We start from the raw sequence: 15,894 nt of genomic DNA, 5'->3' as shown, positions 1-15,894 counted from the left end.
TCAGCGTGGCTTTGTGGTCGTCGGCGGCGACGGCGTCGCGTCGGGGTCCTGCACCTGCGCGCCGAGTTTGTAGATGTGGTCCGGCGTGATGACAGCGGTGATGGCCGTGGCCAGGGTGGTACTCGGCTCGCTGCCCCGATACTCGATGTCGGTATTGGTGAACATGACGAGCGTCGTTTGCTTTTCGGGCAGATACACCGTCACGGTTTGATAGCCGGGCAGGCTGCCGTTGTGTCCGATCCAGCCGCCGAGATTGAAGATGCCCAGGCCGTATCCGTCCTGCGCCGGCATACCGGGAGCACCGACCGTCTGCAGCCGCTGTTTCTGCATCTCCGGTGTGAGCAGCTTCCCGCTCGCCAGGGCGGGCGCCCAGATGTGCATGTCATCGAGCGTCGAGATCATTGCGCCCGCCGCCCATCCCCATGATGGGTCCCAATCGGTTGCGGTGGTCTGGCTCCCGTCGGCCGTCGTGTCGGTGTATCCCTGCGCATGAGGGTCGGGGAACGCGTTGGTGGTCGGAAAGCTGGTGTGGCCCATGCCTAATGGCGTCAAGATGTGGTCGCGGATGTACTCGTGCAACGGTTGACCGCTGAGCTTTTCCACGACGAGGCCAAGCAGGACGGTATTGGTATTGCAGTAGAGAAATCCCTGCCCTGGCGGGAACACGTTGGGCTCGGCGAACGCGTAGCCGAGAAGCTCCTGCGGGGTGAACGGACGCCGAGGATCGGCGACCAGCGCATTCTGGAACGCCGTCGAGGCGGAGTAGTTGAACAATCCGCTCTGCATACGAGCCAGCTGACGCAGTGTGATCTTGTCGCCCTCGGGAACGCCGCCGATGTACTTCGCGATCGGATCGTCGAGCCCGAGCTTGCCCTGGTCGGCAAGTTGCAGGATGCCGGTGACCGTGAATGTCTTTGTCACACTACCGATTCGGCTGTAGAAGTCGGTCTTCATCGGCGCGTGAGTAGCTTTGTCCGCCACGCCGAACGCTCGCACGTAGGTGCCGTCGGGTCCCCATATGCCGACGATCGCACCGGGAACGGCGGCCGCCGTCATGGCTTCGTTGATCGCTGCGTCGAGGCGCTGCGCCAGCGCGTCGTCGACGGGTTTGTCGGCTCCGGCGGTGGATGAGCTGGCAGCCGTTGGCGACGACGCCGGTTTCGGCTCGCCCGCACAGCCCGACAGCACGAGCGCCAATGCCGCTATGACCGAAAGCGCCTTCACCCGTGCCGTCATCGCTGCCACACTATGCGCACCTACACTGTCGCCGAATGCCATTTGGCTGACTGTCCTTCGGCTCGCGCGCTCCGGTTCGAGCGTTAGCGCTCGGCCGACTCGTCCTCGGGTAAGTCGTGCCTGACGACCCGCACGCGACCACGGGGCAGGCAGGCCGCATATCCGTGAAGTTTTCCGTACAACTCCCACGCCGTGCGGGTTTCGTCGCTGTGGGCATGGATCTCGTGTCCGTCCGAGAACCGCAGATGCAAACTGCCGTCCTCGTCCCAACCGGCGTGCGTGCACGTCGATCCCGCGAAGTCGAACAGCGCACGTTCCACGTCCCGTGCCGCGTTCGGGTCGATGAGCACCGCCTCTTCGTCGTCGCGGTCGGTCGCGGGCAGCGTGAGATGGAACGGCACTGAAATGACGAGTTCGTTGTCGTCGAGTTTGAGCACGAGACCGTCGCGGAACATGATGCGCTGCACCACGCAGCCTCGGATCCACGGTCCGGTCATTTTTTCACTCTGGTCGCTCGCGCAAGTGCGCACAAGCGTTTCCGTAGCATTGGCGTCGGGGCCTGGAGGTGCATGTGAAGATCCGCTTCGGCGTCGGCCTCGGCGCCGACACCGGCCCCGATCAGTTGGCGGCCATCGTCGACCACTTGGAAGCGACCGGCGTTGATTCGCTGTGGTTCTCCGAACTCGTGTACTCCAAGGCCGTGGACCCGTTCGTGGGCATGAGTTTCGCACTGGCCAGGACGACGAACTTGAAGGTGGGCACGTCGGTGGTCGTGCTGCCGGGGCGCCATCCGGTATTGGTCGCCAAGCAGCTGGCGTCGCTGGCCGGTCTGGCCCCGAAGCGGGTGCTTCCGGTATTCGGTCTGCGCTCGGCGATTCCGGCCGAACGCGAAATCTTCGTCGTTCCGGAGGGGGAGCGCGCCGCGGTGTTCGACGAATCGCTGGAGTTGCTCAGATCTGTTCTGGAAAACGGCGATGTCGCGTTTGCGGGCGACTATTTCGCGGTCAGTTCCGTCGGTGTCCAACCGCGTCCTGCCAAGCCGCTGGACATCTGGCTTGGTGGATCCGCGCCCGCGGCTTTTCGCCGGATTGGGCGGCTCGCCGACGGCTGGCTGGGGAGCTTTGTCACGCCCGACGAAGCACGCCGCGGCCGCGAACAGATCCAGCGGGCGGCGGCCGAATCGGGCCGTGAAATCGAGCCCGATCACTTCGGTATCAACCTTGCGGTAGGTGAGCTGTCGGACGAGTTGGTCGCTGCGGTGAAGCGCCGCAGACCCGACGTTGACCCTGCCGAACTCGTGGCCGAGGACTGGTCGCACCTACATCGCCACCTCGACGCGTACCTGGCCGCCGGGTTGACCAAGTTCGTCATTCGGCCCGCACAACGGACGCCGATCGAGGACTTCATCGATCGGTTCGTCGCAGAACTGTTGCCGCGGCAGAACTAGGGCACCCATTCGCTAGGCGTACCCGGCGCCCTGCTGCTTGAACCGCGTGGTTGTAGCCACCGTGTCAACGGGTGTGGCCTCCGGTCACTCGCAACGCAGGCTGGGTGAAAGGAGATGGGGGATGAAGGGTCGAATTTCAGGCATATCCAAATCGCTCGCGCTGGTGCTGGCGGCTGCCGGGCTGGTGGTGGGCCTCGTTGGCGCGCCGACCGCCGTGGCCGACGAGCGCCTGCAATTCACCGGAACGACGCTGTCGGGCGCGCCGTTCACTGGAGCCAGCTTGGTCGGCAAGCCGGCGGTGCTGTGGTTCTGGACGCCGTGGTGCCCGTTCTGCAACGCCGAAGCACCCAGTGTGAGCCAGGTGGCGGCTGCCAATCCGAAGGTCACGTTCGTCGGCGTGGCCGCGCGTTCCGATGTGGCGGACATGCAGGGCTTCGTTTCGAAGTACAACCTGAACTTCACGAACCTCAACGATGCCGACGGTTCGATCTGGGCGCGGTACGACGTCCCGTGGCAACCGGCCTACGTGTTCTACCGTGCCGACGGTTCGTCGACGTTCGTGAACAACCCGACGGCGGCCATGCCTTTGCAGGAGCTGTCCGATCGGGTGGCCGCACTCACCTAGGCTCCGTCGCGCCGTGGACCAAGAGCTGCTCGGCTTGGCCTTCGGTGCCGGACTTGTGGCGGCGCTGAATCCGTGTGGCTTCGCGATGCTGCCCGCATACCTGGCATTGGTGGTGCGCGGTGAACGAGGCGGTCAACTGGCGGCGGTGGGCCGGGCATTGGCGGCTACCGCCGCGATGGCCGCCGGATTTGTCGCCGTGTTCGGCGGCTTCGGTCTGCTCACGGTATCGGCAGCCGCGACAGTGCAGCGCTACCTGCCCTACGTCACGGTAGTGATCGGCATTGTGCTTGTCGCCCTTGGCATTTGGCTGTTGAGTGGTCGAGAGCTCACCGTGCGCGCTCCGAAACCTTCTGTGCGGTTGGCGCCCACTGCGCGGCTGGGCTCGATGTTCACCTACGGACTGAGTTACGCCCTCGCGTCGCTGTCATGCACCATCGCACCATTTCTCGCTGTAACTGGAGCCGGGGTGCGGGGTGGTTCGGTCATCGGCGGCGTGGCGATCTACCTCGCGTACGCCGCCGGTTTCACGGTAGTGGTCGGTGCGCTCGCCGTCGCCGCGGCGATGACGACTTCGACGGTGGTCGATCGAATGCGCCGAATTGTGCCGTATGTCAACCGAATCAGCGGCGCGCTGCTGGTCGTGGTCGGCCTCTATGTCGGCTACTACGGCGTCTACGAGGTTCGATTGTTCAGCGCCAACGGCAACCCGCGGGACCCGGTGATCGAGGCTGCCGGACGCATCCAAGGCTTGATCGCCGGTTGCGTCCACCAACACGGTGGGTGGCCATGGGTCGCCGTGCTGGCGGTGTTGCTCGTCGCCGCGGCCGGCGCGGTGTGGCGGGCTAGATTCGCCGCGAAATCTCGCCGTGCAGATCGGGCCACGGCGGGCGACGGATCATAGCGACGCCGGCGAGGGCTGCGGACACGAGCCCGACCAGGATGCCCATCATCGCAATGCGCTCGCCGTCGACCGCGGGCACGAAGGTCACTTTTGCGTCTTTGATCACGAACACACCGGCCGGTTTGGCGCGGCCGCTGCGCACCTTCGTGCACGAGATGACGGTTGCGCCGTCGGGGGTTTCGTACGGCTGGCCGAACAGGCGCGAGGCGTCGGTGTCGACGTCCAGCGAGTCGATGACCTGGCGTGCCTCTCGAAGATTCATGCCGTCCTCCGTCGATCGTCGATGAATTACGAACCGTAGTGCAGTCCTAGTAAGTGATCGTGTCATCAGATGCCGGATAGGAGGGTCCTGATGGTGATTGTCGCGGGGCACGTCGTGGTCGACCCGGGAGGGCGCGAGGACTATCTGCGCGGATGCATCGACGTGCTGAGGCAGGGCCGGCGCGCACCCGGATGCCTCGACTTCGCGATATCGGCCGATCCGATCGAACCGGGCCGGATCAACGTCTTCGAACGCTGGGAATCGCAAGCCGCGGTGGAGGCTTTTCGGGGCGGCGGACCCAGCGACGAACAGGGCGCCGCGCTCGTGGCCGCCACCGTCTGCGAGTACGACGTCACCGAACAGCGCGATCTCTTCTGATGCCGTCACGACTGGCAGTAGGACCGCGTGACGAACGAAAGTGCCTGTTGGTACAGCTGATCCAAACCTCGCGCATCTATAACGGCGTTTCTCGCGTCGTCGAGCCGGCCTGCGCAATCGAGCGAGTGCAGCTGGGGCCACACGATCGCGAGCTGTTCGACCATCGCCTTGTTGAGGCGGTCGATGGTCGCGCGTGACGCGGATAGGTCCGGCGCCGTGGTCGGGGCGCTGGCAGGGTCAAACTTCCATTGCGCGAATCTCGTGTATTCGATTGCCTCCGTGGCGTTTATCTGATCGGTGAAGATGCGGGTGACGTCGTCGGGGTCGATTCCCCGGTTAGCGGCGTCGGCACCCACCGCCCCCAGCACCTGCTGGACCCGCTGCGGATCTTCGATCGGGTCGTGCGACCACCACTTGGTCGCAGCGACCGGATCGGCGGTCTCTAACCGTTGCGCCGCGGCGTCGACCAACGGAACGAGTGGGTTGGCGTCGTCGGCGCGCGCGGGCGCTGACAGCGTCATCGTCACCACAGCCATCGTCATGCACCACGTCGCCACGCTTCGTTTGCTCATTGACAGCACCTCGTCTCCCGCGACCATCCTGTCATCGTCAGGGGAGGTGCGGTGGGGAAGCCAGATGTACAGCCGATCCTTGACGACGCCTACCTCGCAGGCGGCTAGCTAACGCGTTTCCGGATATGGGATTCGCCGCGGGTGGGTGCCGCATTGAGCCGCGAATATTTGGCCGTTTACACCGTGACCAGTGACCGGATGTCCAATACCCGGCTTCGTCTCAATCCGCAGTCCTCGTCACCGCGCTCAGTTGGAGCAAACCTGCTTGCGATATTGTCGCGCGCGCTACATTGAGTTTGTGGGGCAGTAGAGCACGACACCGGGGGATCGTCATGACCGTCTCAATCCCGCATCGAATCGAAGTCGAGAACGAAGCGCAGCCCGCGACCCTGTCGGCGTTGCTTCGGGAACTCGGGCTCAAGCAGGCGTCGATCGAAAAACAGAAACCCGCATTGCGCGCCTGGCTCGCCAGCCATCCGGCGAACAAGATGCTGCGGGTCAGCATGCAGTGCAACGGCTATGGGCTGCTTCTCAAGGAAGACACCGTCGCGCGCAACTGATCGGCCGGTTAACGGTCGAATTCCGCATCGTCGCTTGGAACGGCGATGGCCTGATCGATGAGGTCGGCCTCGTTGGCGTCCCAATCCCGTGCGCTCGTAACACGCTCCGCGTCCCGCCAGGTGTCTTCGTCGTCGGCAGCCACCGGGATCAGTTGTTCTGCCGCATCGGCTTCGGGTGCGTCGTCGTCGAATGTGTGACCACCGGGTTCGGTCATGAACGGCCTCCGTTGCTTGTCGAAGTGGCCACTGAAGTACGAGCTAGCGCTGCCGTGCCCGTGCGTCTGCCGCTTCTTGTTCGGCGGCGGTGACCACGAGTGCGTCCGGGCCCGGATACACCGTCGCGATGTGATCGGTGTTCAGCCACCGAACCACATACGGCGGTGAACCGTCGGCCGAGCGGACTTCGGTGATCACTCCCCGCTGATCGTGCTGCTCGACGGTGGTTCCCTTGACCACCAGGAAGTCGCCCACTTTGGCCTTCATCGCCCGCTCCCTTCCGTTGTATCAGCCGGATCGAACGTGGAATACGTAGGCAATTGTCCTCTCATCGCGCCCACCGTCGAGGTGTAACCGACCGCTGGGGGCCAGCGATTAATTCCGTATACGCACGACGGGACGAAGGGCTATGAGCAGAAATCACCAGGCAGGCAGTAAATGGTTCCGCCGGATCTCGGCGGCAGCGGTGGCGGCGGCAATGCTGCCCGCACTGATCGGGGTTTTCGGTGGCACGCCGACGGCCGGGGCGGCGGTCGAAGTTCTCAGCGTGCCGTCGCCGTCGATGGGCCGCGACATCACTGTTCAGTTCCAGGGCGGCGGCCCGAAAGCGGTCTACCTTCTCGACGGGCTGCGGGCACGCGATGACCGCAACGGATGGGACATCGAGACCGGCGCGTTTCAGTGGTTCGACGGCTCCGGGCTATCGGTTGTCGCACCTGTCGGCGGAATGTCCAGCTTCTACACCGACTGGTATCGGCCTGCGGTTGGCAACGGCACCACCCAGACGTACAAGTGGGAGACCTTCCTGACGTCGGAGCTGCCTGCCTGGCTGGCGGCCAACAAAGGCGTGAGCTCGAGCGGCAATGCCGTGGTCGGGCTGTCGATGTCGGGCAGTGCCGCCCTGATCCTGGCGGCCTACCACCCCGGCCAGTTCGTCTACGCCGGCTCACTGTCGGGCTTCCTCAACTTGTCGGCCGGCCTGTGGCCCGTGCTCGTGGGCGTCGCGATGGGCGATGCAGGCGGGTTCAATGCGCTCGACATGTGGGGCCCGTATGGCGGCCCGGCATGGCAGCGCAACGACCCCATGCTGCACATCGGGAATCTGGTCGGCAACGGCACTCGCATCTGGGTGTACAGCGGCAACGGGAACCCGACGGATCTCGACGCGGGCTTGGGCAACGCGCAGATACCCGCCCAGTTCCTGGAGGGCCTGACAATCCGGACGAACAAGGATTTCCAGGCCGCCTACACCCGGGCCGGCGGACGCAACGGCGTGTTCAACTTCCCGCCAAACGGCACGCATAGCTGGGGCTACTGGGGCGGCCAGCTGCAGGCCATGAAGCCCGACATCCAGCGGGTGCTCGGCGCGGCGCCTGCGGCCTAGAGGTCTCGCGACCAGTACTCGCCGACGAGGTCATGGCCGAAGCTGTGGTGCGGCTCGCGGCGGTCGCAGCGAAATCCGGCCCGCTCGTAGATCCGCCGTGCGGCAAGTAGAACATCGTTGGTCCACAACGTGATTCGCTTGTAGGAGGACCTGCGGGCGAACTCGAGACACTCGTCTACCAGCCGGGTGCCGACACCGGTGCCACGTGCCGACGGCTCGACCAGCAGCAAGCGCAGCGCGGCCGTGTCCGTGTCGGCGGCGGTGCAGAACACACTGCCGACCCGCTCACCGTCCACTTCGGCGATCCATGCCGCTTCGCGTTTGGTATCGGCCCGTTCGGCGAAGTCAGCGACGATGCGGGCGACCAGCGTCTCGAACGTGGTGTCCCAGCCGTACTCGGCTGCATAGCGCGCACCGTGGCGTTCGACCACCCAACCGAGATCACCCGGTGCAGGCGGGCGAATGACCAGAGCCCTCCGGGACCGTTCGTCGCCGAGCGTGCGCCGGATGCGACCCATCGCGGTGACGAGATCCGAGCGCTGAGCATCGTCCAACGGCGTCAGCAGGTCATCGATCGCGTCGGCCTGCAAGCGGTCGAGTTCCTCGAACGCCGTGCGCCCATCGGGTGTGAGCCGGACGACCTGGCGGCGCCCGTCGGTCGCGGACTGCTCGCGGGTGATCAGGCCGGACTCGGTGAATCCGGAGAGGATGCGGCTCAGGTATCCGGCGTCAAGGTCGAGCTGGCGGCGTAGGTCCGATACCGAAACGTCGTCGCCGTGGGCCAGCTCGAACAGCACTCGTGCTTCGGTGAGCCCGAACGCGGAGCCGGCGAGATTCGGCCTCAATAGGCCCAGCACGCGGGTGTAGAAGCGGTTGAAACCGCGGACATCGTCGACAACGGCTGCCATAGTTGACATCGTCAATCAAATCGTTGACGGTGTCAACAAGTTTCGTGCCGCTGACAGTCTCTGGGATCTGTTCACGGATACTGTGCGTAAACTGCGCAGACGACGGGGGAGGCTCTCGAACAACGGGGAGCCCTCAAACAACATCAAAACCACACGTCAAAGGGCTGTACTGTGCCAGAAAAAACGAGCGACACCCAAGACTTGACGCCGCACTTCGAAGATGTCCAGGCGCACTACGACCTGTCCGATGACTTCTTCCGGCTCTTCCTCGACCCGACCCAGACCTACAGCTGTGCCTACTTCGAGCGCGACGACATGACGCTCGAAGAGGCGCAGATCGCCAAGATCGACCTCTCACTGGGCAAGCTCGGCCTCGAGCCGGGAATGACGCTGTTGGACGTCGGCTGCGGCTGGGGCGCAACGATCAATCGAGCCCTGGAGAAGTACGACGTCAACGTCGTGGGACTGACGTTGAGCCGCAATCAGCAGGCACATGTTCAGCGGCTTCTGGACCAACAGCCGAGCGCGCGGTCCAAGCGCGTGCTGTTGCAGGGTTGGGAGCAGTTCGACGAGCCGGTCGACCGCATCGTGTCCGTCGGCGCGTTCGAGCATTTCGGTCGCGATCGCTACGACGACTTCTTCAAGATGGCGTATCAGGTGCTGCCCGACGACGGGGTGATGATGTTGCACACCATCATCAAGCCGAGCGACGAGGAATTCGCCGCCAGCGGCCTACCGCTGACCATGCGCATCCTTCGGTTCTCGAAGTTCATCATGGAAGAAATCTTTCCCGGGGGTGACCTGCCGAAACCCGATGTCGTCGAGCAACATGCGGCCAAGGCCGGTTTCGAGCTCAAGCTGGCCCAGCGGCTGCGGTTGCACTATGCCCGGACGCTGGACATCTGGGCCGCGGCGCTCGAGGCGCACAAGGATGAAGCCATCGCGATCCAGTCGCAAGAGGTCTACGACCGGTACATGAAGTATCTGACCGGCTGCGCCGACCTGTTCCGCGACGGCTACACCGACGTGTGCCAGTTCACGCTCACGAAGAGCTAGGCGAGTTCTTCGCGCCGGCGGTCGCGACCGCGTCGACCACGGCACCCGGGTTATCCAGCGAGACAAACGTTTTCGCGTCCGGCACCTCGATCAAGGTCGAGTTGGGGAACAGAGCTGCCAGCCGGCGGCCCAGTGCAGGGGTGAAGCAACGATCGCGCTGGCCCCACACGATCGTCACCGGTTTGGTGAACCGTCCCAATCGCGTTGACACATCGGTCAGGTCGGTCTTGGCCACCTGCCGGAGCAGTTGGGCCAGGTCGCGCCGGATACGCACGTCCCTGCGGGCGGGTTCGAGCCACGAGTTCGTCAGCTGCGGGTTCGGTTGCATCAGCAGCCCGAAGCCGAGCGGGGAGTGACGCAGAGGCTTCAGCCGCATCTGTTCGAAAAGCAGCTTGATCGAAACCGGACCTCGCAACAGCGCGAAGACGAGCGTGAACGGGAACGGCGGAAACTTGTCGAACGCGTCGCAGTTGGTCAGCACCAGCCGGCCTATGTGCTCCGGGTAGGCGTCGATCACCAACTGGCACAAGCCACCACCGGTGTCATTGCCGACGAGCGTCACGTCCGAAAGGCCGAGTGCAGTGATGAAATCGCGGATCATCGTCGCGACGCCGCGGGGCGAAAGCACGGCTGGGTCGTCGACTGGGATGGTGTGCGAGCCCAGCGGCCAGTTCGGCAGATAGCAACGAAAGCCCAGCCGGGCGAGGCCTTCGGCCACTCGGTCCCATAGCCGGCTGTCGACCAGGATCCCGTGCACAAACACCACTGGCGGGTGAGGTGAGTCCTCTGGGCCCAACACGCGGTAATCGATCGTGGCCTGATCCAGCCTCATCTGTGGCATCTTCGCTATCCTTCCAGTACTTACAAACATGCGGTATGAAAGTTACGTGCAGACTGTATGAAAGTCAATGACGAGGTGGTTGGCGCCGCTTCCGGCAGGCGCACGCAGGCCGAGCGCACCGCGGCCACCCGAGCCCTGCTGATCAGCGCCGCGCGAAAGCTGTTTGCGGAGAAGGGTTTTGCCGAGGTATCCACGCAGGCGATCGTTGAGGCGGCGGGTGTCACACGCGGTGCGCTTTATCACCAGTTCGACGACAAGGCGGGACTGTTCGCCGCCGTGTACGAAGAGGTCGAGCGTGACCTTGTCTCCGATATCGCGCGGCAGATCGCCGACGACCAGCCGGCGAACCCATTAGAGGCGATGCGTGTCGGGGCCCGGCTGTTTCTGGATCGCTGTTCGGCGCCGGACGTGCAGCAGATCGTGCTGATCGACGCTCCTGCGGTGCTCGGCTGGGATCAATGGCGCGCGGTCGGCGTGAAATACGGACTCGGCGTGATCGAGGGCATGCTGGCCCACGCGATCGCCGAGGGCGTGATACCGGAGCAGCCGCTGCGTCCGACCGCGCATGTGCTGCTCGGTGCGCTCGACGAGGCAGCTTTGTTCGTATCCCGCGCGACGAACCGCGACCAGGCCCGCAGGGAGATGGATGCGGTATGCGATCGGCTGATCAGCGGGATCGCCGGGCGGTAGGCAGCAACAGCGCGCTGTCGCCGAACTCGTGCCACAGGTAGCCCTGCGTGACGGCTTCGCGATATGCGGTGCTGACCATTTCGGGGCCGGCGACGGCCTCGAGCAGCAGCAAGTGCGACGCGCCCGCGTCGTGCCAGCCGGTGATCAGGCCGTCGACCACCCGCACCGGCCGGTCCGGCCCGAGCACCAAATCGGTCCAACCCGTCGCGGCATGGACCCGACCGCCGGTCGTGGCCGCCGATTCCAGCGCTCGGGTCACTGTTGTCCCGACCGCGATCACTCGTCCCCTCGCCGCGTGAGTCATGTTCACCAGCCGAGCCGTCGCGGGCGGGACCTCGAAGGGTTCTGGAGCCGGCGGCTCCCCGGGGCCTGCGGAAGAGACGCCGGCGTGCAGCGTGATCGGCGCGATCATGATTCCGGCCGCGATCAGCTCCGTCACGAGTTTGGTGCTGAACGGCCTTGCCGCGCTGGCCATCTCGGCACTGCCCGGCCTCCGCGCGAACACCGTCTGGTAGCTGCTCAGAGGCCAGCGCCGCGGCACGTAGCCGTAGCGAATAGGGCGTCCGTGACGGTTCAGGTAGGACGTGACGTCCCCCTCGATCGCCACCCGCGACGTCCACAGCCGGCTGCCTGCGACACCACGCCTGGGATAGGAAGCCACGACGACGAGCGCCGCCCCGTCGGGGAGCCCGATGCGGTCGCCGGGCTCGACGTCGGGCAATGGGCCCATGGCATCCGCGGCAGGCCGCAACTCGGCCACCCACAGGTGGTCGGCGAGCGCGGCGGAGAAATGCACCACGATCGGCGTTGCGCCGCGGTAACCGTCCACGGCGGCGGGCAGGGTCGCGGAGTTGTTCACGACGAGCAGATCGCCGGGCCGCAGGTGGTTGACGAGATCGGCGAACCGGTCGTGTGCGACGCCATCGGGCGTGGCGACAAGTAGTTTGACGCCGTCACGAGCGACGCCGTGCGCCTCCGGCGGCTCGACCGCGTCCGACGCGGGAGGACGTTCGAAGCGTGTGTGCGGGACCGCGTGGGTCATGCGTCGGCTCCGACGGCCAACAGGTCCGATGCGCGGTAGCGGCCCGCCACCGGCCTGGCGTCAAGCAGCCGAAGCAGCGCGGGCACGACCGACTCGGGTTCGGCGCGATCGGAAATGTCCTCGCCGGGGAATGCCGCCTGGTGCATCTCGGTGCGCATGTCGCCCGGGTCAAACGCATACACACCGACGGCAGGGTTCTCCGCAGCGAGGATGGCGGTGAGGTGGTCGAGCGCCGCCTTCGAGGACCCGTAGCCGCCCCAACCTTCATAGGGCTCAACGGCCGCGTCTGAGCTGAGGTTGACGACGGCACCGTCATTGGCGGTCAGCGCCGGCAACGCGGCCTGGATCAGGGCCAGGGGAGCGAAGACGTTTGTGGTGTACACCTCCCGTAGATCGGCAGCCAGGTAATCGACGAGTGCCGGCTGCGGGCTAGGGCCGAGGCGACTGGCGTTGTTGACGAGAAGTCGAAGTGGTCCTGCATCCATGGCGGCGACGATGAGTGCGGCGCGATGCGCCGGGTCGGTGACATCGCCGGGCACGGTGATCAGCCGCGACGAGTTCAGCTCCTCGGCGGTGGCGGCCAGGTCGGCGGCGTGCCTGGCGTCGGTAATCACGGTCCAGCCGCGGTCGAGGAGAGCGGCAGTCAGTGCGCGGCCGAATCCCTTGGAGCCGCCGGTGACGACAGCGACGGAAGAGGTGTTCTGGAAAGCAGTCATACCAGGCATACTGGTAGTTGAAGTTAACTTTAAGTCAAGGGGAGAGCATGGAAAGCCGAGATTTGTTGACGGTCAGCGAGGTCGCCGATCGCAGCGGCTTCGCGCCATCGGCGATCCGCTTCTACGACAAAGAAGGGTTGATCACCGCGACGCGGACAAGCGGCGGCCAGCGGCGCTTCGAGCGAAACATGTTGCGCCGGTTGGCATTTATTCGCGCCGCCCGTAATGTCGGGTTGACTCTGGACGAGATCGCGGCGGCACTGGAAACGTTGCCCGACAGCCGCACGCCGACACGGGTGGACTGGGCGCGGTTGTCCAAGGAGTGGCGAGAACGCCTCGACAGCCAGATCGCGGGTTTGATGGCGCTGCGCGACAGCCTCGACTCGTGTATCGGCTGCGGCTGCCTGTCGCTGAAGAGATGCGCGATCTCGAACCCCGCAGACAGCGCAGCGGTCGCGGGACCCGGCGCGGTTTACCTGCCGAAATCTTTGCGCCGAGCGCCTGTAGGGCGTCCGGCGTAGCGGTGGTCCACGATGAACAGCAGCAGAGCTACCTGGCTTCGTTCGCCATGGTTCACGGCGTTGGCTTTCGCCGCATTGCTGACATCGTTGGTGCTGGGAACCGTCTTTGTGGTGATCGACAATCGGGGCGCCGACGCGGTCGGCGTCCAAGACGCCATGACCGACGCGCAGGCCGCCGCTGCGGTCGTCGGCTCGGCCAAGCAGATCGTGAATGTGGCGCAGTTGCGGGACGTCACCGGTGGCTACGCGTTCATGTCGTGCCGAAATGAGAGCGAGCCACCGTATCAAGTCGCCCTGTACATGAATTTCCATCTACCACAGGGCGATTCGACGAAGTATCTGCACGACGTTGCGGCCGCGATGATCGCCAACGGGTGGTCCAACGCTCCGTCGGCGGCCGAGAATTTCGGCTACAAGCTGACCAATAACGGCGTCACGTCGATCTTTTACCGCGACCCAAACGACGCGAACTTCGGCAACATGCGCCTCTACGGCGAGTGCCGCGTCGCCGCCGACCACCGCCACGACGACCCGGTGTGGACCGAGGTCACGCAGCTGGGCTGACGACGATCAGTCGGCGAGGCTCCGTTGCAGCAGCACGGTGTCGAGCCAGCGGCCGTGCTTGAATCCCACTGCTCGCAGCCGCCCAGCGTCGACGAACCCGCGGCCGCGATGCAATGCGAGCGACGCGTCACCATCCGCAGCGACAATGACGGCGATGATCTCGCGTATGCCGGCTCGGGCGCAGTCGTCCACCAGCTTGTCGAGCAGACGACCGCCGAGGCCTCGCCCCACCGCATGCGGGGCGAGGTAGACGGAGTCCTCGACGGTGTGCCGGTAGGCGGGTCGGGTCTTCCACGGCGTGCAGTACGCGTAGCCGGCCACCTCGCCGCCGAGCTCTGCGGTCAGAAACGGCAGCTCGACGGCCTTGACCGCGTCGAATCGTCGGCGCAGTTCCGGCACGTCGGGCGCGTCGAGTTCAAAAGTGGCCACTCCGGTGCGAACGTGGTGTGCGTAGATGTCGGCTATCGCGTCGAGATCGTCGGTCTCCGTGGGTCGAATCGTCATGTCGAATGCGGCCACGACGACGTCAGCAGGCCACCGGGTGCGACTCGCAATACGGTGTCGTGCCGCGGAAGCGGTAGCGGTGGCCGGCTACCCAGCGATACACGGCTTCCTGTACCGCGCGGATTGCCGGGATGCGGTAGATCCGCAGGGGCAGTGGCGTGCCAAGGGCCACCGACAGCGCGGCGTTCACCGCCTCGGCGCCGCCGTACACCTCACCCGAATCATCCAGCCACCACGACATCTCGAACATCCGTGCCTCGGGGACGCCGAGGCGTTCGGCAGAGCCTGGCGACTGGAACGTCTCCGTACGTAGATCGCCCGTCCTGTTGTGCCGTACGAGGAAATTGCGCGCCCGCGTGCATACTCCGCAGACCCCGTCGAAGAAGAAGACCCCGGACATACCTCCATTGTTCACCCGGGCGTGAGTTCTTCGACAGCCTGACGGGCCGAGATCACAGATGTGAGCCTCAGCACGGTTTCACCGGCGTACAGCGCCGCCCGCTCCACCGACGACGCCGGCATGTCGATGGTCGGTGCGACAGGGGAGAACAGCGGTAGCCGCGGTGCTTGCAGGCGCACCACATGGGCCGTCGCGCGATCGGGAAGTTTGGCGAGCACGCCGCTGCGCGCGTTGATCAGCCGCGGCGCCAGCTTGGCGCTTCCGTCCTCGTGACACCAATGCCGGGTCGCGGCGTTCGCGACCACGCGGTGCGGGGCCGGCCACGCCAGTCCAAATAGTGTGGTGCGAAAGGTTTTGTCGGCGGCGAGGATTCGGCGCTGATATTCGGGATGGGCACGCGCTTCATGGGTCAGCAGGAAACGCGTTCCCGCGACCACGCCGCTTGCCCCGCTCGCCAGCGCCGCGCGGCTGTCGGCGGCCGTGGCGATGCCGCCGGCGAGCAGCACCGGCCGACCGTCGGCCACGTCCAGCGCCCGCGGCAGAAACGTCATGGCCGTCGTGTCCCCGCTGAGGTGACCGCCCGCTTCGACCCCTTGGGCGATCAGGCCCCCGGCGCCGGCGTCGACCGCGCGGCGAGCCTGCAACGGCGTGCCGACCATGACGAACACGAACACACCCGCGTCCGTCAACTGACGGATCAGCGCGCGATCAAGACCAAAGGCCATGACAGCCACGTCGATTCGCGAGCGCAGGCATGCCTCGACGTGGCTGCGCGTGACGAACGGCATCAGCAGATTGACCGCGACGGAGCGGCCGGGCGCGGCATCGCGCACGGCGGCGACCGCCTCGACCAGTCGATCCGGAGGCGCCAGCCCGAGTGTGCCCAAACCGCCTGCGGCCGCGACCGCCGCCGCCAGTTCCGCGCCGGCCAGCCCACCCCCCATGCCGGCCTGCACCACCGGAACATCGAGTCGCAGCCGGTCCAGCAGGTCCACAACCGGCACGCTACCGCTCACGCCTTGCGTCGCCTATCCGGATATCTTTCTCGAGATCTCGCCGGCCTCGTCGACA

23 protein-coding genes are annotated in these 15,894 nt (G+C 65.5%); 10 read left to right on the top strand and 13 right to left on the bottom strand.

What is annotated here, in order from left to right; translation table 11 throughout:
- Together ACWW36_RS24730 and ACWW36_RS24725 are read right to left on the bottom strand one after the other, a co-directional pair.
- On the bottom strand, positions 1–1,236 hold the full coding sequence (locus tag ACWW36_RS24730) for a serine hydrolase domain-containing protein (protein WP_456138579.1): 1,236 nt from the start codon (positions 1,234–1,236) through the stop codon (positions 1–3).
- An 83-nt stretch (positions 1,237–1,319) separates the two neighbouring features.
- A complete protein-coding gene (locus ACWW36_RS24725; RefSeq protein WP_456138578.1) occupies positions 1,320–1,733 on the bottom strand; it encodes a DUF6188 family protein in 414 nt (137 codons plus the stop codon).
- A 74-nt stretch (positions 1,734–1,807) separates the two neighbouring features.
- Between ACWW36_RS24725 and ACWW36_RS24720 the strand changes: the two genes are divergently transcribed.
- The 3 genes from ACWW36_RS24720 to ACWW36_RS24710 all read left to right on the top strand — a co-directional run bounded on the left by ACWW36_RS24720 (position 1,808) and on the right by ACWW36_RS24710 (position 4,209).
- Entirely contained in the window at positions 1,808–2,683 is an 876-nt protein-coding gene (locus tag ACWW36_RS24720; protein WP_456138577.1) for a TIGR03854 family LLM class F420-dependent oxidoreductase, read from the top strand.
- 121 nt (positions 2,684–2,804) lie between these two features.
- On the top strand, positions 2,805–3,308 hold the full coding sequence (locus ACWW36_RS24715) for a protein disulfide oxidoreductase (protein ID WP_456138576.1): 504 nt from the start codon (positions 2,805–2,807) through the stop codon (positions 3,306–3,308).
- A 13-nt stretch (positions 3,309–3,321) separates the two neighbouring features.
- Complete coding sequence (locus ACWW36_RS24710; protein ID WP_456138575.1) at positions 3,322–4,209, top strand: cytochrome c biogenesis CcdA family protein; 888 nt, start codon at positions 3,322–3,324, stop codon at positions 4,207–4,209.
- Here the strand turns inward: ACWW36_RS24710 and ACWW36_RS24705 are convergent.
- Positions 4,151–4,471: a hypothetical protein gene (locus ACWW36_RS24705; RefSeq protein ID WP_456138574.1), complete on the bottom strand. Its 321-nt coding sequence runs from the start codon at positions 4,469–4,471 to the stop codon at positions 4,151–4,153. The two genes, ACWW36_RS24710 and ACWW36_RS24705, sit on opposite strands and share 59 nt — an antisense overlap.
- A gap of 90 nt (positions 4,472–4,561) precedes the next feature.
- Between ACWW36_RS24705 and ACWW36_RS24700 the strand changes: the two genes are divergently transcribed.
- Entirely contained in the window at positions 4,562–4,849 is a 288-nt protein-coding gene (locus ACWW36_RS24700; protein ID WP_456138573.1) for a putative quinol monooxygenase, read from the top strand.
- Positions 4,850–4,854: 5 nt separating this feature from the next.
- On the opposite strand, the gene ACWW36_RS24695 is transcribed toward ACWW36_RS24700, so the two are convergent.
- The gene (locus tag ACWW36_RS24695; protein ID WP_456138572.1) at positions 4,855–5,421 is read right to left on the bottom strand and encodes a chorismate mutase; all 567 of its coding nucleotides are present in this window, start codon (positions 5,419–5,421) and stop codon (positions 4,855–4,857) included.
- Between the two features lie 332 nt (positions 5,422–5,753).
- Between ACWW36_RS24695 and ACWW36_RS24690 the strand changes: the two genes are divergently transcribed.
- Positions 5,754–5,981 (top strand): hypothetical protein, encoded by a 228-nt coding sequence (locus tag ACWW36_RS24690; protein WP_456138571.1) that lies wholly within the window; start codon positions 5,754–5,756, stop codon positions 5,979–5,981.
- A gap of 8 nt (positions 5,982–5,989) precedes the next feature.
- On the opposite strand, the gene ACWW36_RS24685 is transcribed toward ACWW36_RS24690, so the two are convergent.
- On the bottom strand, positions 5,990–6,196 hold the full coding sequence (locus tag ACWW36_RS24685) for a hypothetical protein (RefSeq protein WP_456138570.1): 207 nt from the start codon (positions 6,194–6,196) through the stop codon (positions 5,990–5,992).
- 43 nt (positions 6,197–6,239) lie between these two features.
- Complete coding sequence (locus ACWW36_RS24680) at positions 6,240–6,464, bottom strand: DUF1918 domain-containing protein (RefSeq protein WP_456138569.1); 225 nt, start codon at positions 6,462–6,464, stop codon at positions 6,240–6,242.
- Positions 6,465–6,606: 142 nt separating this feature from the next.
- Between ACWW36_RS24680 and ACWW36_RS24675 the strand changes: the two genes are divergently transcribed.
- Positions 6,607–7,581: an esterase family protein gene (locus ACWW36_RS24675; RefSeq protein WP_456138568.1), complete on the top strand. Its 975-nt coding sequence runs from the start codon at positions 6,607–6,609 to the stop codon at positions 7,579–7,581.
- Here ACWW36_RS24675 and ACWW36_RS24670 read toward each other — a convergent pair.
- Positions 7,578–8,489: a bifunctional helix-turn-helix transcriptional regulator/GNAT family N-acetyltransferase gene (locus ACWW36_RS24670; RefSeq protein WP_456138567.1), complete on the bottom strand. Its 912-nt coding sequence runs from the start codon at positions 8,487–8,489 to the stop codon at positions 7,578–7,580. The genes ACWW36_RS24675 and ACWW36_RS24670 overlap by 4 nt on opposite strands.
- Before the next feature lie 171 nt (positions 8,490–8,660).
- On the opposite strand from ACWW36_RS24670, the gene ACWW36_RS24665 reads away from it, so the two are divergent.
- Positions 8,661–9,545, top strand: coding sequence for a cyclopropane mycolic acid synthase family methyltransferase (locus tag ACWW36_RS24665; RefSeq protein WP_456138566.1), 885 nt, complete (start codon positions 8,661–8,663; stop codon positions 9,543–9,545).
- Here the strand turns inward: ACWW36_RS24665 and ACWW36_RS24660 are convergent.
- The gene (locus tag ACWW36_RS24660) at positions 9,532–10,386 is read right to left on the bottom strand and encodes an alpha/beta fold hydrolase (RefSeq protein ID WP_456138565.1); all 855 of its coding nucleotides are present in this window, start codon (positions 10,384–10,386) and stop codon (positions 9,532–9,534) included. The two genes, ACWW36_RS24665 and ACWW36_RS24660, sit on opposite strands and share 14 nt — an antisense overlap.
- A 57-nt stretch (positions 10,387–10,443) precedes the next feature.
- Between ACWW36_RS24660 and ACWW36_RS24655 the strand changes: the two genes are divergently transcribed.
- Positions 10,444–11,076: a TetR/AcrR family transcriptional regulator gene (locus ACWW36_RS24655; protein ID WP_456138564.1), complete on the top strand. Its 633-nt coding sequence runs from the start codon at positions 10,444–10,446 to the stop codon at positions 11,074–11,076.
- Here the strand turns inward: ACWW36_RS24655 and ACWW36_RS24650 are convergent.
- The gene (locus tag ACWW36_RS24650; protein WP_456138563.1) at positions 11,054–12,118 is read right to left on the bottom strand and encodes an S-adenosylmethionine:tRNA ribosyltransferase-isomerase; all 1,065 of its coding nucleotides are present in this window, start codon (positions 12,116–12,118) and stop codon (positions 11,054–11,056) included. The two genes, ACWW36_RS24655 and ACWW36_RS24650, sit on opposite strands and share 23 nt — an antisense overlap.
- Positions 12,115–12,834, bottom strand: a complete 720-nt coding sequence (locus tag ACWW36_RS24645; protein ID WP_456138562.1) for an SDR family NAD(P)-dependent oxidoreductase — start codon at positions 12,832–12,834, stop codon at positions 12,115–12,117. Before ACWW36_RS24645 ends, ACWW36_RS24650 begins: the two co-directional genes overlap by 4 nt.
- A 47-nt stretch (positions 12,835–12,881) precedes the next feature.
- Between ACWW36_RS24645 and soxR the strand changes: the two genes are divergently transcribed.
- The gene (gene soxR, locus ACWW36_RS24640) at positions 12,882–13,355 is read left to right on the top strand and encodes a redox-sensitive transcriptional activator SoxR (protein ID WP_456138561.1); all 474 of its coding nucleotides are present in this window, start codon (positions 12,882–12,884) and stop codon (positions 13,353–13,355) included.
- Between the two features lie 12 nt (positions 13,356–13,367).
- The gene (locus ACWW36_RS24635; protein WP_456138560.1) at positions 13,368–13,919 is read left to right on the top strand and encodes a hypothetical protein; all 552 of its coding nucleotides are present in this window, start codon (positions 13,368–13,370) and stop codon (positions 13,917–13,919) included.
- Positions 13,920–13,925: 6 nt separating this feature from the next.
- Here the strand turns inward: ACWW36_RS24635 and ACWW36_RS24630 are convergent, their stop codons facing one another.
- Genes ACWW36_RS24630 through ACWW36_RS24620 form a run of 3 tightly spaced genes read right to left on the bottom strand, consistent with a single transcriptional unit; the run spans position 13,926 to position 15,818 of the window.
- On the bottom strand, positions 13,926–14,423 hold the full coding sequence (locus tag ACWW36_RS24630) for an N-acetyltransferase family protein (protein WP_456138559.1): 498 nt from the start codon (positions 14,421–14,423) through the stop codon (positions 13,926–13,928).
- A gap of 22 nt (positions 14,424–14,445) precedes the next feature.
- On the bottom strand, positions 14,446–14,823 hold the full coding sequence (locus ACWW36_RS24625) for a thiol-disulfide oxidoreductase DCC family protein (protein WP_456138558.1): 378 nt from the start codon (positions 14,821–14,823) through the stop codon (positions 14,446–14,448).
- 11 nt (positions 14,824–14,834) lie between these two features.
- The gene (locus tag ACWW36_RS24620) at positions 14,835–15,818 is read right to left on the bottom strand and encodes an NAD(P)H-dependent flavin oxidoreductase (protein WP_456138557.1); all 984 of its coding nucleotides are present in this window, start codon (positions 15,816–15,818) and stop codon (positions 14,835–14,837) included.
- Positions 15,819–15,894 lie beyond the last annotated feature (76 nt).

This window comes from Mycobacterium sp. MMS18-G62, assembly GCF_053877835.1.
The sequence above is the reverse complement of the archived record's forward strand: the minus strand, read 5'-3'. Positions and strand labels throughout refer to the sequence as shown.

What these genes read in the sequence shown, in the direction of transcription:
- ACWW36_RS24715 (WP_456138576.1), top strand. Translation starts at nt 2,805, where the DNA reads ATGAAGGGTCGAATTTCAGGCATATCCAAATCGCTCGCGCTGGTGCTG.
- ACWW36_RS24630 (WP_456138559.1), bottom strand. Translation starts at nt 14,423, where the DNA reads ATGACGATTCGACCCACGGAGACCGACGATCTCGACGCGATAGCCGAC.
- ACWW36_RS24705 (WP_456138574.1), bottom strand. Translation starts at nt 4,471, where the DNA reads ATGAATCTTCGAGAGGCACGCCAGGTCATCGACTCGCTGGACGTCGAC.
- ACWW36_RS24680 (WP_456138569.1), bottom strand. Translation starts at nt 6,464, where the DNA reads ATGAAGGCCAAAGTGGGCGACTTCCTGGTGGTCAAGGGAACCACCGTC.
- ACWW36_RS24730 (WP_456138579.1), bottom strand. Translation starts at nt 1,236, where the DNA reads ATGACGGCACGGGTGAAGGCGCTTTCGGTCATAGCGGCATTGGCGCTC.
- ACWW36_RS24660 (WP_456138565.1), bottom strand. Translation starts at nt 10,386, where the DNA reads ATGCCACAGATGAGGCTGGATCAGGCCACGATCGATTACCGCGTGTTG.
- ACWW36_RS24700 (WP_456138573.1), top strand. Translation starts at nt 4,562, where the DNA reads ATGGTGATTGTCGCGGGGCACGTCGTGGTCGACCCGGGAGGGCGCGAG.
- ACWW36_RS24635 (WP_456138560.1), top strand. Translation starts at nt 13,368, where the DNA reads ATGAACAGCAGCAGAGCTACCTGGCTTCGTTCGCCATGGTTCACGGCG.
- ACWW36_RS24670 (WP_456138567.1), bottom strand. Translation starts at nt 8,489, where the DNA reads ATGGCAGCCGTTGTCGACGATGTCCGCGGTTTCAACCGCTTCTACACC.
- ACWW36_RS24675 (WP_456138568.1), top strand. Translation starts at nt 6,607, where the DNA reads ATGAGCAGAAATCACCAGGCAGGCAGTAAATGGTTCCGCCGGATCTCG.
- soxR (WP_456138561.1), top strand. Translation starts at nt 12,882, where the DNA reads ATGGAAAGCCGAGATTTGTTGACGGTCAGCGAGGTCGCCGATCGCAGC.
- ACWW36_RS24625 (WP_456138558.1), bottom strand. Translation starts at nt 14,823, where the DNA reads ATGTCCGGGGTCTTCTTCTTCGACGGGGTCTGCGGAGTATGCACGCGG.
- ACWW36_RS24650 (WP_456138563.1), bottom strand. Translation starts at nt 12,118, where the DNA reads ATGACCCACGCGGTCCCGCACACACGCTTCGAACGTCCTCCCGCGTCG.
- ACWW36_RS24690 (WP_456138571.1), top strand. Translation starts at nt 5,754, where the DNA reads ATGACCGTCTCAATCCCGCATCGAATCGAAGTCGAGAACGAAGCGCAG.
- ACWW36_RS24695 (WP_456138572.1), bottom strand. Translation starts at nt 5,421, where the DNA reads ATGAGCAAACGAAGCGTGGCGACGTGGTGCATGACGATGGCTGTGGTG.
- ACWW36_RS24645 (WP_456138562.1), bottom strand. Translation starts at nt 12,834, where the DNA reads ATGACTGCTTTCCAGAACACCTCTTCCGTCGCTGTCGTCACCGGCGGC.
- ACWW36_RS24655 (WP_456138564.1), top strand. Translation starts at nt 10,444, where the DNA reads ATGAAAGTCAATGACGAGGTGGTTGGCGCCGCTTCCGGCAGGCGCACG.
- ACWW36_RS24685 (WP_456138570.1), bottom strand. Translation starts at nt 6,196, where the DNA reads ATGACCGAACCCGGTGGTCACACATTCGACGACGACGCACCCGAAGCC.
- ACWW36_RS24725 (WP_456138578.1), bottom strand. Translation starts at nt 1,733, where the DNA reads ATGACCGGACCGTGGATCCGAGGCTGCGTGGTGCAGCGCATCATGTTC.